1 pseudogene is annotated in these 255 nt (G+C 39.6%); it reads left to right on the top strand.

The annotated features are described in order from the left end of the window. A pseudogene (locus tag BN338_RS09210) lies at positions 1-218 on the top strand (hypothetical protein); the annotation flags it as partial. Positions 219-255: the final 37 nt, after the last annotated feature.

The following is a 255-nucleotide window of genomic DNA, read 5'->3' as shown; positions in this document are numbered from 1 at the left end:
TTTATGGCAAGGTCTATGGCAATGCGCGTGTGAGTGGCTCTTGTGAAATTTATGGCTCTGTTTATGGCAATGCCAAGATCTCATATTGTGCAAAGATTTGGGGGCGTGCTTATGGCAATGCTAAACTGAACAAAAAAAGCAAAGTAAGGTTGGTTCCCAAAAATTGTGAGGTTTATGAAAGTGATAATGTTATCGATATAACAGATAAAACAGAATAAAACAGGCATGGGGGCGCCTGCTTTATGGTTATAAACC

The organism is Bartonella queenslandensis AUST/NH15 (genome assembly GCF_000312585.1).
Classification (GTDB): domain Bacteria; phylum Pseudomonadota; class Alphaproteobacteria; order Rhizobiales; family Rhizobiaceae; genus Bartonella; species Bartonella queenslandensis_A.
This window is presented reverse-complemented; position numbering and strand designations above follow the sequence as displayed.